The sequence below is a fragment of the Paenibacillus sp. Y280 genome (assembly GCF_056786335.1).
Genome location: NZ_JBXCIW010000006.1, coordinates 230,225 through 243,500, shown reverse-complemented (window position 1 = coordinate 243,500; position 13,276 = coordinate 230,225). Strand labels below are relative to the sequence as shown.

Annotated in this window: 12 protein-coding genes and 3 tRNA genes; 3 read left to right on the top strand and 12 right to left on the bottom strand. The window is 42.7% G+C overall.

The window, feature by feature from the left end; genetic code table 11:
• Nucleotides 1–5: 5 nt before the first annotated feature.
• The 6 genes from AC1TPC_RS10625 to AC1TPC_RS10600 all read right to left on the bottom strand — a co-directional run bounded on the left by AC1TPC_RS10625 (nt 6) and on the right by AC1TPC_RS10600 (nt 7,057).
• Nucleotides 6–3,176: a helicase-related protein gene (locus AC1TPC_RS10625; protein WP_482066823.1), complete on the bottom strand. Its 3,171-nt coding sequence runs from the start codon at nt 3,174–3,176 to the stop codon at nt 6–8.
• A 111-nt stretch (nt 3,177–3,287) separates the two neighbouring features.
• The gene (locus AC1TPC_RS10620) at nt 3,288–3,773 is read right to left on the bottom strand and encodes an SLATT domain-containing protein (RefSeq protein WP_482066822.1); all 486 of its coding nucleotides are present in this window, start codon (nt 3,771–3,773) and stop codon (nt 3,288–3,290) included.
• Between the two features lie 15 nt (nt 3,774–3,788).
• On the bottom strand, nt 3,789–4,736 hold the full coding sequence (locus tag AC1TPC_RS10615; protein ID WP_482066821.1) for an SMODS domain-containing nucleotidyltransferase: 948 nt from the start codon (nt 4,734–4,736) through the stop codon (nt 3,789–3,791).
• A gap of 591 nt (nt 4,737–5,327) precedes the next feature.
• Nucleotides 5,328–6,092, bottom strand: coding sequence for a hypothetical protein (locus AC1TPC_RS10610; protein ID WP_482066820.1), 765 nt, complete (start codon nt 6,090–6,092; stop codon nt 5,328–5,330).
• 85 nt (nt 6,093–6,177) lie between these two features.
• Nucleotides 6,178–6,792 (bottom strand): DUF1643 domain-containing protein, encoded by a 615-nt coding sequence (locus AC1TPC_RS10605; protein WP_482066819.1) that lies wholly within the window; start codon nt 6,790–6,792, stop codon nt 6,178–6,180.
• A 13-nt stretch (nt 6,793–6,805) separates the two neighbouring features.
• The gene (locus AC1TPC_RS10600; protein WP_482066818.1) at nt 6,806–7,057 is read right to left on the bottom strand and encodes a DUF7669 domain-containing protein; all 252 of its coding nucleotides are present in this window, start codon (nt 7,055–7,057) and stop codon (nt 6,806–6,808) included.
• Nucleotides 7,058–7,233: 176 nt separating this feature from the next.
• Between AC1TPC_RS10600 and AC1TPC_RS10595 the strand changes: the two genes are divergently transcribed.
• The gene (locus tag AC1TPC_RS10595; protein WP_482066817.1) at nt 7,234–8,208 is read left to right on the top strand and encodes a hypothetical protein; all 975 of its coding nucleotides are present in this window, start codon (nt 7,234–7,236) and stop codon (nt 8,206–8,208) included.
• The gene (locus tag AC1TPC_RS10590) at nt 8,201–8,326 is read left to right on the top strand and encodes a hypothetical protein (RefSeq protein WP_482066816.1); all 126 of its coding nucleotides are present in this window, start codon (nt 8,201–8,203) and stop codon (nt 8,324–8,326) included. The genes AC1TPC_RS10595 and AC1TPC_RS10590 overlap by 8 nt, the downstream gene beginning before the upstream one ends.
• A 163-nt stretch (nt 8,327–8,489) precedes the next feature.
• Here AC1TPC_RS10590 and AC1TPC_RS10585 read toward each other — a convergent pair whose 3' ends face one another.
• From AC1TPC_RS10585 to AC1TPC_RS10570, 4 genes are all read right to left on the bottom strand, one after another.
• Entirely contained in the window at nt 8,490–9,329 is an 840-nt protein-coding gene (locus AC1TPC_RS10585) for a site-specific integrase (RefSeq protein WP_482066815.1), read from the bottom strand.
• Between the two features lie 177 nt (nt 9,330–9,506).
• Nucleotides 9,507–9,592 (bottom strand) — tRNA-Leu (locus tag AC1TPC_RS10580).
• Nucleotides 9,593–9,613: 21 nt separating this feature from the next.
• Nucleotides 9,614–9,690: transfer RNA gene (locus AC1TPC_RS10575), tRNA-Ile, on the bottom strand.
• 37 nt (nt 9,691–9,727) lie between these two features.
• Nucleotides 9,728–9,804: transfer RNA gene (locus AC1TPC_RS10570), tRNA-Met, on the bottom strand.
• A gap of 459 nt (nt 9,805–10,263) precedes the next feature.
• Here AC1TPC_RS10570 and AC1TPC_RS10565 point away from each other — a divergent pair.
• Complete coding sequence (locus AC1TPC_RS10565; RefSeq protein WP_482066814.1) at nt 10,264–10,776, top strand: 2'-5' RNA ligase family protein; 513 nt, start codon at nt 10,264–10,266, stop codon at nt 10,774–10,776.
• Nucleotides 10,777–10,855: 79 nt separating this feature from the next.
• Here AC1TPC_RS10565 and AC1TPC_RS10560 read toward each other — a convergent pair whose 3' ends face one another.
• Both AC1TPC_RS10560 and AC1TPC_RS10555 read right to left on the bottom strand, forming a co-directional pair.
• Complete coding sequence (locus AC1TPC_RS10560) at nt 10,856–12,373, bottom strand: ABC transporter substrate-binding protein (protein WP_482066813.1); 1,518 nt, start codon at nt 12,371–12,373, stop codon at nt 10,856–10,858.
• A gap of 5 nt (nt 12,374–12,378) precedes the next feature.
• Nucleotides 12,379–13,269, bottom strand: coding sequence for an ABC transporter ATP-binding protein (locus tag AC1TPC_RS10555; RefSeq protein WP_482066897.1), 891 nt, complete (start codon nt 13,267–13,269; stop codon nt 12,379–12,381).
• Between the last annotated feature and the right edge of the window lie 7 nt (nt 13,270–13,276).

Here is a 13,276-nt window from a genome sequence, read left to right as displayed (position 1 = left end):
CACCTCTATTCCACAACCAGGAACGAGATCAATTCGAAATCGTCACTGCTTGCATTCGCAAACTCGTTATTATATCCACTGAAATCAAATATGGATATCTGTGCGTTCTTGTCCTCCTCGCCCTGAATAGCTTTGATTGCCTTATTCAAAAGGGAGGAGTACAGCGCCATATTCTCAGCATTGCGTGTTTCTTTATTGAACTTGGCTAACAGCGCCGCGTTCGGTACGCTCTTATCGTAGGCAAGTCTTCTGAATTCCTTCAATGCTTCACGGGCATTGGTATTTCCGAAATGAACTTCTCCTGACTCTGTCATATACATGATGTAGTATGGGTACAGAGAACTTTCGTTATTGGGCTTGGACGTATCCGATTGATGTCTGAAGCAGAATAGCGTCCCTTTCGTACCGCCTTCCACCAAGGAGTAAATCCCTTTAGGTACTTGTTTGATCTCTGGATGTTCCTTGATGTAGCCCGCCAGCTCATATAAGTAGTCATTCATATTCAAATCGGTCAATGAGATATTATCATTAAGGTCATCCATATCAACCACTTCGTCTTGAAGACGTTCTAACTGCTTTTTCCTAAACATGAAGTCGTTCATCTCTGGAGACAACAAGTCCTCATCTCCTGTTGACGTAAGGTTAACTCCCAACATTTTCCCTTTAACTCGCTGTTCAAGTTGCAAGTAATCGTTCAACTCCACATTCGGGAAGAAGTTAATCATTGCAATCTGATCATTCTTGCTGCCGATACGATCAACTCGTCCGAACCTCTGGATAAGCACGACAGGATTCCACTGGATATCGTAGTTGACGACACAATCACAATCCTGTAAGTTTTGCCCTTCAGAGATACAATCCGTACCAATCAGTACATCAATATGTTGTTCCCGCGGCAACTCTTGACCTGTCTTCGAACGAGGCGAGAAATGACGTAAAACTTGGTTAAACTCGGACAAGCCTTTTACTGTTGATCTTGGATTGCCTGATCCTGTTACGCAAGCTACGTTAACGCCATGCCTGGAACATTCCTCCGCGATACAGTCATACAAGTAGTTAGCCGTATCTGCAAAAGCAGAGAAGATGATTATCTTGCGATTGCCTGGGTTATATGGCGTATTCATGATCTTATCGATGATGATTGTTTCAAGCTCTTTCAGCTTAGCATCTCTTCGGTTATCCATGATGGTTAATACGTGTTCGAACAACCGATCCAATATGCCCTTATCGTAATATAAGTCCTCCAAGAAGTCCGCAGTAAGCAGATGCTCAACCTTGATCTGATACTTATAATCCAGTGTTGATCCATCATCAAGTACTTCCTCGCCTTCGAGGGAAACGTCCCCTGACTGATGACGTGAGATAGTATCAATATAGCCATCTATCCTAGCAATCAAGCGCCTAATTGTCTCTCCGAATGAATAGACAGAGCTCTCCAGCCTCTTAAATAGATTGAACCGATGTAGCTTAGCTGTAATCAGCTCGCGGCTCTCATGGTAGAAGAGAACTCTATCTCCTCGTACCGTTTGATACTTTTCCCGATAGTAGGCCTTATGCTCTGAACGAATATAACTCATTGGTGAGTACACGGCGAGTTTTAGGGACTCCAGCACTTCGTTTGTTTGACTGAAATTCAGCAGTTCTTTCCGTTCATCGATGGCTGGAGTATGAGTATCGGGTTTCATCTTTTGTGGAAACTTGCCGACCTTGTCACTGCCATAATACCCCGTAATATGTTTTCTACTGCGGGAGATCGTTAGCATCTCAAGCAGCTTGAAGAAATCAGCAGGGAGTCTATCTATAAGTGCATTCTTGGATCGGTTGTCTGATTCAAGCCAGTCGTTCAATTCCTTTTGTGTTCGTCTAAGCAAGGAAGAGACACTCGCGATTCCTTGTTCTTCAAACGCATGATCCTTGTCAGTTGTAATAATGCTCAGTTGATTCTTAAGATCAGTTAATGAATTATTAACAGGAGTTGCTGAAAGCAACAGCACCTTCGTATTCGGCCCCTTTTTGATGACTTCATTCATCAATCGCTGATACCGCGTCTCATGCTCTTCATTTTCGATGCGATTACGGAAGTTATGTGATTCATCGATGACAACAAGATCAAACTTGCTCCAATCCACACGGGTCAAATCTAGACCACTCTTGGACATTCCCTTTATTCTTGATAAATCCGTATGGAATAGTATCTTATAGTTAAAGCGATCATCAATGAAGGTATTGTCCATATACGGGCTCTTAAACGAGTTCCAGTTATCGTATAGCTTAGCTGGTGTAAGCACCAGGACATTATCTTGCCTAAGCTCGAAGTATTTGATTACAGCTAATGCTTCAAACGTCTTACCAAGGCCTACGCTATCTGCAATAATGCAGCCATTGTACTTATTTATCTTTTGAATTGCGGATACTACGGCATCCTTCTGGAAGTCGAATAAGCTATTCCATATCTTGGTTTTCTTGAAGCTGATGCTATCACGCTCAAAACGGTCAATGCCATTATCGAGTTGTCCACCGAACAACTCATTCAACGTAAAGTAGTACAGAAACTCAGGTGAGTACTCTTTATACACATAGCTGAGACTCTGTAGGATTTGATCCTTGAAGTCTTCCGTATATTGATTATTGTTCCAGAGCGCTTCAAACTTGGCTTTATTGTTCAATATCTGATCATTATCCATCGTATTCGTGATGAATGTGTCAAAATTGATTCGAGGTAATGCGCCGCGCACAGCTTTCCTCGACAATTCAAGCGAAGAAGAGCCCTGTATTTGAAATTCCTCATCAATGATGATCAGGTTTCCAGTTACCAGTTGCGAAGTTCTAGTTTTGCGGACATTTACATGCTTTTTGATAAAATCATACATGGATTTCGCTTTTACGAAGTGCTTTAACTTGTTCTTTTCTGTAATCTCATACGAGTTGAAGAACAAATCTGAGCTGTTAAATGCAATTTCGAATTCCCTTGCTATTTCGCGTGCTGAGGGAATGTAGGCTGTATCACGTATTATAAAATTGATCTGTTTAACGTTGTGCAAATTCTTGGCAAGCTCGGTAAAGACGGAAAGTGTCAGCTTGTCGTTGATTATGTTGACGATACTGTCTTTCCTATCCTTCAATACGTCATTAATTCTAGCAATCAGATGTTCATTTGAATTGATAACTTCATTCAAATCACTTTCACCTCACATACTGGCCTATTAATACCTTTGAACGTTTTGCAATTTGTAGTTCCATATTAATGTAGAATAAGTATCACTCGATACTTAAATTGAATCCTATTACTATACCTCAAAATCAGGGTCATGTTTACCCGTTTGAATTCTCTTTTGTGCTATGCGGAAGAATCGTTCCTCGGTTTGAGGAGTACTATATATGAGCTCGTTATATCGCTCTCTAAGGTCATGAACAACTTTGAAAAAATCTTCATGCTGGGTTTCATGAATATATGTATGATAATAATACTTAGCTCTTTGTTTTAATACAGTGAACTCCTTAGCTGCCGCCGTATGTTCGTTATAAGTTCGCTCTGGATCATACACAACGCCAAGAGCGGTAGCAATTGCGGCCAATATCGTGACCCAGTTAAAAATTTCCAAATCACTAAACGATGCAACACTTCCACTTATAGCAGTAGACACCGCAGGAAACAGCTTTGTCCAGAAACCAATCTTTTTCAAATGAGCGGCAATAATGAAATGTGTTTCAGCAGTATATAGTGCATCACCTTCTATTCTCATGCATTCATTGATAAGGTGCTCTTGGCTCATGTTACCCTCCTATTATTACGATGGAAATGGTGTTCCAAAAATATTATGCCATGCACGAACTGCTTCTCTCTGATTTCCTTGCTTAGCTAAATTACATATTTCCCAAGCTTCCTCACCTTGAAGCTTAAAATATGACTTGAGTTCACTTATTTGCCTTGAAGAATACTGAGGTATGGACACGGTTGGCGTAAAGCTATCAGGCAATGATATAGAAGCCCCAATCAATTTAGATGATTCAGATAACAATGCCGCGAACATATGGCTATAGTCCCATGTGTATCCCTTATCCTTCCATTCCCGTAAGATTGAATACATAGAATATACTATCAATATTTCTATATAATAAGAGCTAATATTTAGTTTAAGTGAGCGACAGTAAAACTTAAACATCTTAATCAGTGGTACTAATTGCTTGTTGAATGTATCTCCTTGATTAAGACTAGAAATAATGTATGCATCGTAATCGTAATCGGACGGAATCCAACTTCCATCAGATTGTCCAACAATGTAGCAATCGGGCTCCCCTGGCTGATGATTGTGAGACCCCAGTTTATCAACAAAAGCAGGCACAAACTCAACTGAAAAGTTATCTGCATACTCAATAGTTACTGTTGGAGAGTCTACCTCTGGCTGCATAGTCTTATAAGTCCGATTCGTAATAAGCGCAGAATAAATCTTATCTAATGCCTGTCTTGGAGTTACTCCACTATTAGATCCAGGTAGGGAGAAGTGCGTGGCGCTCCCAAACGATATAAGGACATCAATGTCAATCTTATCAGAAAGATCCATAGGACGAATCATTGTTTTGCGCTGGAATGACCCAATCTGTTTTACAGTCTTACCTGGCAACTCAGACTCAATTAATTCCTTCAAAGTTTTATAACGCTCAGAGGCAAGTGAAACTCGTGTAGGGTTCAACTCGATTTTCGTTAGAAAGTATGCAAATGCTTCTTTTACATTCAAACCATCCACCTCTACCATTCTTCATTAATAGCAAGACAACTTCGTTGCGGTCGCTGAGTACAACCAGTAAAATTAAGCATGAAAGTAAACCGTATTTTTTCATGGCTTGTTTGTCGCACAAAGGATTAGCTTCATCTAACTTATCTTATCAGCAGTAAAAGACATAACTATGTCAGCGAACTCACGTTCTGTACCTACATTTATATAATGAACGATAGCAGACTTTAGTCCTACTATTCAACATTAATGGAAGATTACCCTGCTTTTGACCAAAAGAAAAGCGCCGAGTGGGCGCTTTTCCTGCTTTGTCATGGTAGTTGATTTGAGATCCGATTCATACGTCATGGATTCTTTATCGTGACTTAAACTTAGGCGGACTTGGCTTGCTCCAGCTTCAAGTTCGATTACAGTTTCGTATTCATCCATGTAGGGGATTTTGAATGCTTCTTGATACGGTTCCTTTTCCTGATAATAGTTGGGATACCTCCTGAATCATTATCGTTTAGGGTAAGTTCAAAGCATAATTCCTGAGCTGAATCGCTCCATTTACCCTTAAATCCTTTAATCAAGCTTGTTCTGCAGTTTCTTCTGTTACTCGGCTGCTACCGACCTCTCCAGTTTGTATATCTGACCGTTCTGTTCATAAGTAAGTTTGTCTCCTCCGAGTACTAACTTCACGGTCGTTCGTTGTTGATCCTCATCACCGACTCGTAATATAACGCTATTGTCAGCAGACTGAATATAGCCAAAGTTATTTGGATACTCTTGTCCCTCACTGAAATAGGTAATAACACCGCTGTTTTTATCATTAAAGGAGATGTCAAAGGCCAATTCATCCGAACCAGGTGTACTCCATTTGCCTTCGAACTGACTTATATCATTATCAGGAGCAACTTTAACATCTGTTTTTGCGGTTGTTGTCTTTTGTTTACCACCACCAGCATAGAGGAACGATTCATGACCATTTCGAATTACAAAGTAAAGGGAACCATCTGATCCAATTATGCCTGTATGATGTATTTTGTAGTACGGAGGTTCAGTAAATGAAACAATCATTTTGTCTTTACCGCTTTTATCAAATGATTTTATCATAGAGAAATTGTAAGAATCATTAATGCCAATTAATAGTGTTCCATCTGAATCAATTACAGGCTCTGTGAATGTAACATCTCGATCAGGCTTATGTGCATACTCCCATAATAGCTCACCATTTTCTCTTACTGCATAGATGTATCCTGCCCTGGTTGCGAAATATAGCACGTTATCTTTGGATATGGCTATTTTTGTGGCCTCATCCTGTAGATTTGGAATTCGATAGATAATCTTATGTTGCCCATCAGGGCTAACAGCTACCAATTCGGATGAACTTCCAGGATCGCTTTTGATAACATATATCGTTCCATCGGCTGCTATCGTTGGGGATGTAATAACTTCAATTAGCCTATTCCACTTCTCTGTTCCTTCGGGAGTGAGTGTATACAATCGAACGGTTTAGAGCTGGACTGCCGTTCCACCCTCGACCATGTCTAGGATTATCCTTCCTGGTTAGCTCCCCAACATGATAAAGGTCACAACCCAGAAGGAGTTTTCCTAATTGCTTTTTGCGCCCCTTCAAGACGAGTGAATCCACCCCCTTACAATCCCCATGAGCGACGATTACATAGTCGACATTCTTGCATATCTTAGCTATCCATTTATCGTTCTTGGCATTATTAAGAGTATCGTTACCCTTACCCTTAAGACCAGATGGGTCCTTATCAACAGCTGACCACATATTCAGACAATAGATAGTGTCTAATAGCACTTGCTTATTCTCATGACACCAGCAGAGCACCTTCCCTATAGTCGGGTCGGGGCTCCAATCTTTTTCATTCTTATCAATCCAGTTGGTAGTCGATCCATTCATCTGGATGATTGCCGCACTCTTGCCCCCACGTGGTTCAATTGACTCAAATTTCAACACATATCTGTGGTTCCCAACCTTATACTCGTACGTCTGAGGTTTTACATTCACAAGCCTATAGTAATTTTTGGACCTTGCTGACTTTGTTTTCATCGATTGCCCTCTCCTATAGATCGATGATTTTGTATACACCATTACCTAGAGCTTCATAATCATTATATGTAACAGCGTGATGTTTCTTGGCATTACTGCAACACCTGGAAGTTATATGAGTTCTGATGGTCGATTCAGCATAGATCGTATTGTTTCTCTTCATATACTCAATAGCTTCCTTAAGAGTAAACCGATTATCTCCCTTCGCTTTAACTATCGATCTCGTTGCAAGTAATAACTCATCCCTACAGCTCCCCTTACTCATCCTGCATCGCCCCAATCCCATTTTCCCAATAGTACCATGAATCGCCAATATCAAATAGTAAGCGAGTATTGTGATTGAAGTTGTGTGTTCGTTGACTTAAAGAATTCATTTCCCCACTGACCATCCATTGTTTTCATTTATTGAACGGGCTACAATCTGTTCAAGAGGTGAACAAAATGTTAAAGAATGAAATACTGGATCAAGCTGAAGCGCTTGGGATTGAGCTGAATAGTAAGGCGATTGAACGATTAGTTGAGCACGGGCTTATTATTGGTAAAAGAATCAGTCAAGGATATTCCAAGGGAGTTGTTACCCAGTACCACGAGCGGACAATGGAAGCCATTCAGCTAATCAATGAGCTAAAATCCAGCAAGACGATCAAGCATCAGAAGGACTACATATTCATTTTATTTTGGAAAGGCTACCCTGTTCAATGGGACAAGCTAAAGGATCGGATTCAGGAATTTCATACTGAATTGGTGGACACCTTCGAGAAAATCGGAGAGTTTACTAATACTCCTTACTATGAGGATATCATCGCAGAGATTGCTTCAGATGAAGTTAATAAGTCAAAGCCCATAGGAAGACCGTCCAAGTCGGCGATTGAGTCATTAGAACGTAGATCGAAAGTTACTGCACAACTTTATAACTTACTCATTTCGCTCCTCTCTCACTTCTTTATGCATGGCAAGATTAATAACGATTTACTTGGTCAAATGATTCGTCTGATGCAGATTGATTTTATTGGGGAGTTTAATGAATCGTTTCATCTCCATTCCATGATCAACATATCTGAATGGCATGCAAGGCTTAAGAACTCTTCTGAGACAGACTTTGACGAGACCGCAGAACTTATCGCTGTCTTAAAACATTACTGGTCTCAATTAATGAGTAACTATCAGTCTGAATACCATATTCCGCTAATAGGGGACACCCTTAGGATCTTCACTAGCTATTACGGTAAATATAATGAATCCGATCCAACATGGAACTACAAGTTCTACACATTGGGCTTGATTAGTTGCAACTTCAGACAGCAGCAAAAGGACATTCTAAGTAATCCAACCACACAAGAAGCTTGGCAACAGCTAATTGCAATACTTCCTACATTGGATCTTAATTCTGAAAAGGAGGTGAATCTACATGGGTGACGTCGGAATCGCACTGGGCGGCGGTAAAGCATTTTCTGCTCCAGCTTGGTTTATCTTGCTAATAATCTATTTTACAGTTATCGGCATCGACAAACTGATTAAGAAGGCTAAGAACTAATAGCTTAATAAAAAGCAAAAGCACCTATCCCCAGTGGAGAAGGTGCTGCTTGCATTCAGAGTTACTTAATCATCCCTACCCGTACCTTCTGCTGAATCAACCTGTTCAGAGGCGAAGCTGTATTATGTTACTCTTTTACATCAGTATTTGACAGCTTTACATATCATTTGGTCATAGTCATATCCACATGGCCGAGCATCTGTTGCAATCCAAATGTATTACCGCCGCCGCGCAGAAACACAATAGAGAATGCATGACGCAGAGCATAAGGCCATAAGTGCGTCCCCAACTTCTTGCAGTACATCTCAACTCGGTCGCCCCATGTATGCCTAATGAGAGGTCTACCCTCATTCGTACAGAATATAGGTGCTTTTCCGCTCCTCTCTTTAGGACGAACAGATAGTAACTCCTGAATTGCTTCCACAGTCATCGACGATAATGGCAACGTACGAGATACACGGGTTTTTGCTTTAGCTGAATCTACACGCATTTCTCTGGCACGTGGGTGGAAATCACCCTCATCCAGGCTGAATGCTTCCTTGGGTCTTATCCCGCAGTCAAGGAACAAAAGGAATAATGTGTAGTCCCTCAAGCCAGCGAACGTCTCGCGGTTAGGGAGGGCTATTAGACGTGCGAGTGTATCTTCATCAACACTGACATGCCGCCCCTCATACTTGCGCTTCTTAAAGCCATTCAAGGGGTTATCAGATATCATGCCATGCTCCACACACCATTTAAAGAAAGTACGTAGGTATATTAGTCGATTATTATAGGTCGCGGGCTTAATACCTTCTTGTCCTAGATGATCAACGACCGCCTGTTCCAGTTGATCGTATGACTGCTTAGCATCAGGATACCGCTTAAATAACAGGTTCACATGTGTCGTGTAGTCCAGTATAGTCTGATCGCTAATCCCATTTGCTTTCTTCCAGGTAATGAATCGATCCAGTGCCTCTTCCATTGTCGCAGGTGCTCTCTTTACCTTGTTCATCCTTACCGCCATAATTAAAAAATCCTCCTTCGCCTTCACCTGTATTTGGGATACAGATAGTGCGAAAAAGGATCTCACGCGACGAGTCCTGTGTGGCTAGCAGTGCCACAATCTGGTACACAGGATTCATCATTTTTTATGGTTTTTAGGATTGCTACCTTGAAGGGAAAACCCTTATGTAAGTAGGTATGCCGAGGACGGGAATCGAACCCGTACGGTGGTCACCCACCGCAGGATTTTAAGTCCTGTGCGTCTGCCAGTTCCGCCACCCCGGCATGATGTGAAGGTTTTGCTTATGGTGGGCCCTGAGGGACTCGAACCCCCGACCAATCGGTTATGAGCCGACCGCTCTAACCAACTGAGCTAAGGGCCCTCGAAAAACGTCTATTTCAACGTATTCATCGAAAGGTTGGTTGCGGGGGCAGGATTTGAACCTGCGGCCTTCGGGTTATGAGCCCGACGAGCTACCGGGCTGCTCCACCCCGCGACGTATATCCATTTGAGCAAAGCTTCTTGAAATGGCGACATAAAATAATATACTATACGGGGATGTTTTAAGTCAAGCAAAATATTCTAATATAATTTTATTTCTTTTTTAAGGAATATATCTCACGCCAAATCGGCCTTTGCGGGATCTAAAAACCTCGACCTCACGTGGACAATCATAGCCATAGATCCACCAATCATTTTCCATTCTCCTGACAAGGCAACCAGCTTGAAACTTCGTTTCGTATAGGCGCACCCAGTACACCCATCTCATGCGAATCCCCCCACTTTATTATAGGATAAGCAGCTTATTTGCCACACCAATAAAGGCTGTAGCCATTAGAATACCCACAAATTCGGATAATACTAGTGTAAATGAATTAATCCTTTCCAATTGCTTCTTATATTTCATGCAAATCGGGTATACTCAAATTAGGTCATTACGAAGGAGCTGATGTCCATGTTATTTGGAATAGTCGTTTTCCCGGAAAAGCATGTGCAAGATGTCGCTAATAGCTGGCGGAGACGCCATGATCCGCATTACTCAGCAATTCCTGCTCATCTCACTGTTAGAGAAGCAGAGGAATGGACAAATGACGAGCTGCAGGTTGCCGTCGCACATTTGGAGAAGGTAACATCGACCATGCCCGCATTCACCATCGAATTGAACCGAGTCTCGACCTTCTATCCCGTTAATCATGTGCTCTATCTGGCGCTTCAAGACACAGCTGCAATGCAGGAGCTCCACGAGCAGGTTTGCAGCGGTCCATTGACAAGCACCGATTCTAATCACGTTTATACGCCGCATGTCACGATCGGGCAAGAGCTTTCCGCTGATGAGCTTCACGATCTATATGGCAATCTTCGAATGCAATCTACTGACCTCGTTTCCAAAATCGATCGCGTTCACTTGCTTTATCAGACCGATAACGGCTCTTGGACTGCTTTTCAGTCGTTTCTATTAAGAGGGTAGACAAATGTCCATTACAAAGGAAAAAGCCCGCAAACGGCGCTCAGGCCGATTGCGGGCTTTTTACGATATTATTTACTTATTATCTTGGCATCACTTCGACTGCACCGCCGCCATCAGTAGCTGTTCCAGTCGGATTGTTTTTGATTTTTTCAAGCACTGCATTTCCTCGTGTTTCCCACTCCGCAAGCGCTTCTTTTGCTGTCTTCGTTTTTTTGATGACTTCCTGGAAGAGCTCATAACCTGGCTGTTGAGCTTCATATATCCCTGGTTTAGTACGATAAATAAGGTCAGCATCCGTGCTTGATGGCGGAAGCGGCTTAAGCGTAGTAAAGGCATTCATGTTGTATTGCAACCCGCCGATCGGCGACAAGAACTCTTTGCGTGCAACCATCTCATAAAGGCTTCTCGACTTCAGCTTCGCCCATTCCTTGCTGTTTGAGAATTTAATAAAATCCCAAGCGTCTTTATCATTTTGCGCTTTGCTGTTAATTCCCATCAGCTGGCTAAGCGTAATGCTGCCGCCAACATCCGGATCGTTAGGATGAACGGGTACCGTCACGACATCCCAGTCTACAGGCTCAAAATCTTTGATTTTCGAAGCGTTGTCCGAAACTTTCTTGAGCTCGTTAATATAGCCATAGTCGCCAATTGTCATTGCCACTTTGCCTTTGATGAACAAATCACCATAGAATGGATCATTGCCATTTCCGCCATCAGTGCTTTGCTTCTCATACATTTTGTTAATGAATTCTTGAGTCGGAACAACCTCCTCTTGGTAGAGGGATGCTACTGTACTCCATACGCCTTCCCATTGATCGCTGTTAACAAGCATTTTCTCAGCTTTGTCATCCCACATTTTCAATTGAAGCGCTTGGCTGTAAATCTGAGTGTCATTAAAGCCATCGGATGGCCAGCGATTGAACGAGAAGCCGAACTTACGGTCTTCTCCCTCACCTTTGGCAACTTGACGAGCAAGGTTAAGAATATCTGCCCATTGCATCTTGTCTGTTGGCGGAGTTACACCTGCGTCAGCGAACATCTTCTTATTATAGTAAAGTGCAGAAGAGTTGAACGTAGGCGTTAAAGCATAAAGATTGCTGTCGCCGGCCGCTTTAATACCGTCAATAACGGTAGGTACATAATCGCTCAAATCAAATTTATCTTGCTGTACGAGCGTATCAAGCGGTTGAAGCAGGTTATCCTGCGTAAAACGACGAAGCATGTTGTAGTCCAGAACGACAACATCTACTGGATTTGGGCCGTTTAGCATTTCCTTCATCTTCTCATAAGGATCAGGCTGCGTTGAAGGCTTGGATGGATCTTGCTGCTCAAAGCGCTGTTCATCATAGTTGATTGCGCCTACGATTTCGAATTCGATGTTTGGATGCGACATTTCATACATATCTGTGTATTGCTGGCGGAAATATGGCTCGTTATCCGATCCGCCGTATAGTACGCCAATCCGCAATACCCGCTTTTCCGCAGACTCCTCCGAGCCGCCGCTGCAAGCAGCAAGCAAGCCAATCAGCAAAGCAAGCGTTAAGCTAACCAAAGTAAATTTACGAATCCGCATACCTGACAACCGTTTAGTATTCATTCGATTTAACCCCCCAATGATTTTGGCGGCGTAATAATAATCCGCTCACCGTCAAATTCCATAGTTGCTTTGTCTTTAATGTTTAAGGCGGATAAATATTCCTTAGGCACTTGTAAACGTCCAACTCGATCTACGACGACATAGGCTTCATGAACGGATTGCAGTCCACTAGCAGCAGCTGGCAGCTCTGCCTCACCTCCATCAAGATTGATATTCGGATTCCGTTTAATAAACTCCGTGCTCGTTAAGCCGTCGCGGATGGCGACTACCCGATCGACCTTGCCCGCAAGCGTCAAGTCATGTGTTACGATCACGATCGTAATGCCGATCTCGTGATTCAGCCTGCGGAAAATACCCATAATTAAATCCGAGGTTGCCGTATCGACAGAGCCTGTTGGTTCATCAGCAAGCAAAAGCCTAGGACGGTTCGACAGCGAAATTGCGATTGCGACCCTTTGCTGCTCCCCCCCGGATAGCTGATGGAGCTTGTTATGCATCCGCTCCTTCAAGCCTACCCACTCTAGCAACTGCTTTGCATAAGGCCGATCGACCTTGCCCGACAACATCATCGGCATCTCAACGTTCTCAAGCGCGGAGAGATAAGGAAGCAGGTTGCGGGCATTATTTTGCCAAATAAATCCGACTGTTTCCCTCTTATACTTCACGAGGTCCTCTTCCGTAATCTTGAGCAAATCCCATGGACCAACGCGCACCTGTCCGGCAGAAGGGCGGTCAAGACCGCCCAGCGTATTCAGAAGCGTCGATTTCCCGCTGCCGCTGTTGCCGATGATAGCCATAAGCTCGCCTTCGTTTACTTTTAAGTTCAAGCCTTGCAGGGCGACGACCTCTAGATCGTCTGTTTTGTAAATTTTCACCAGACCTTCGCAATCGATCATCGCTGTT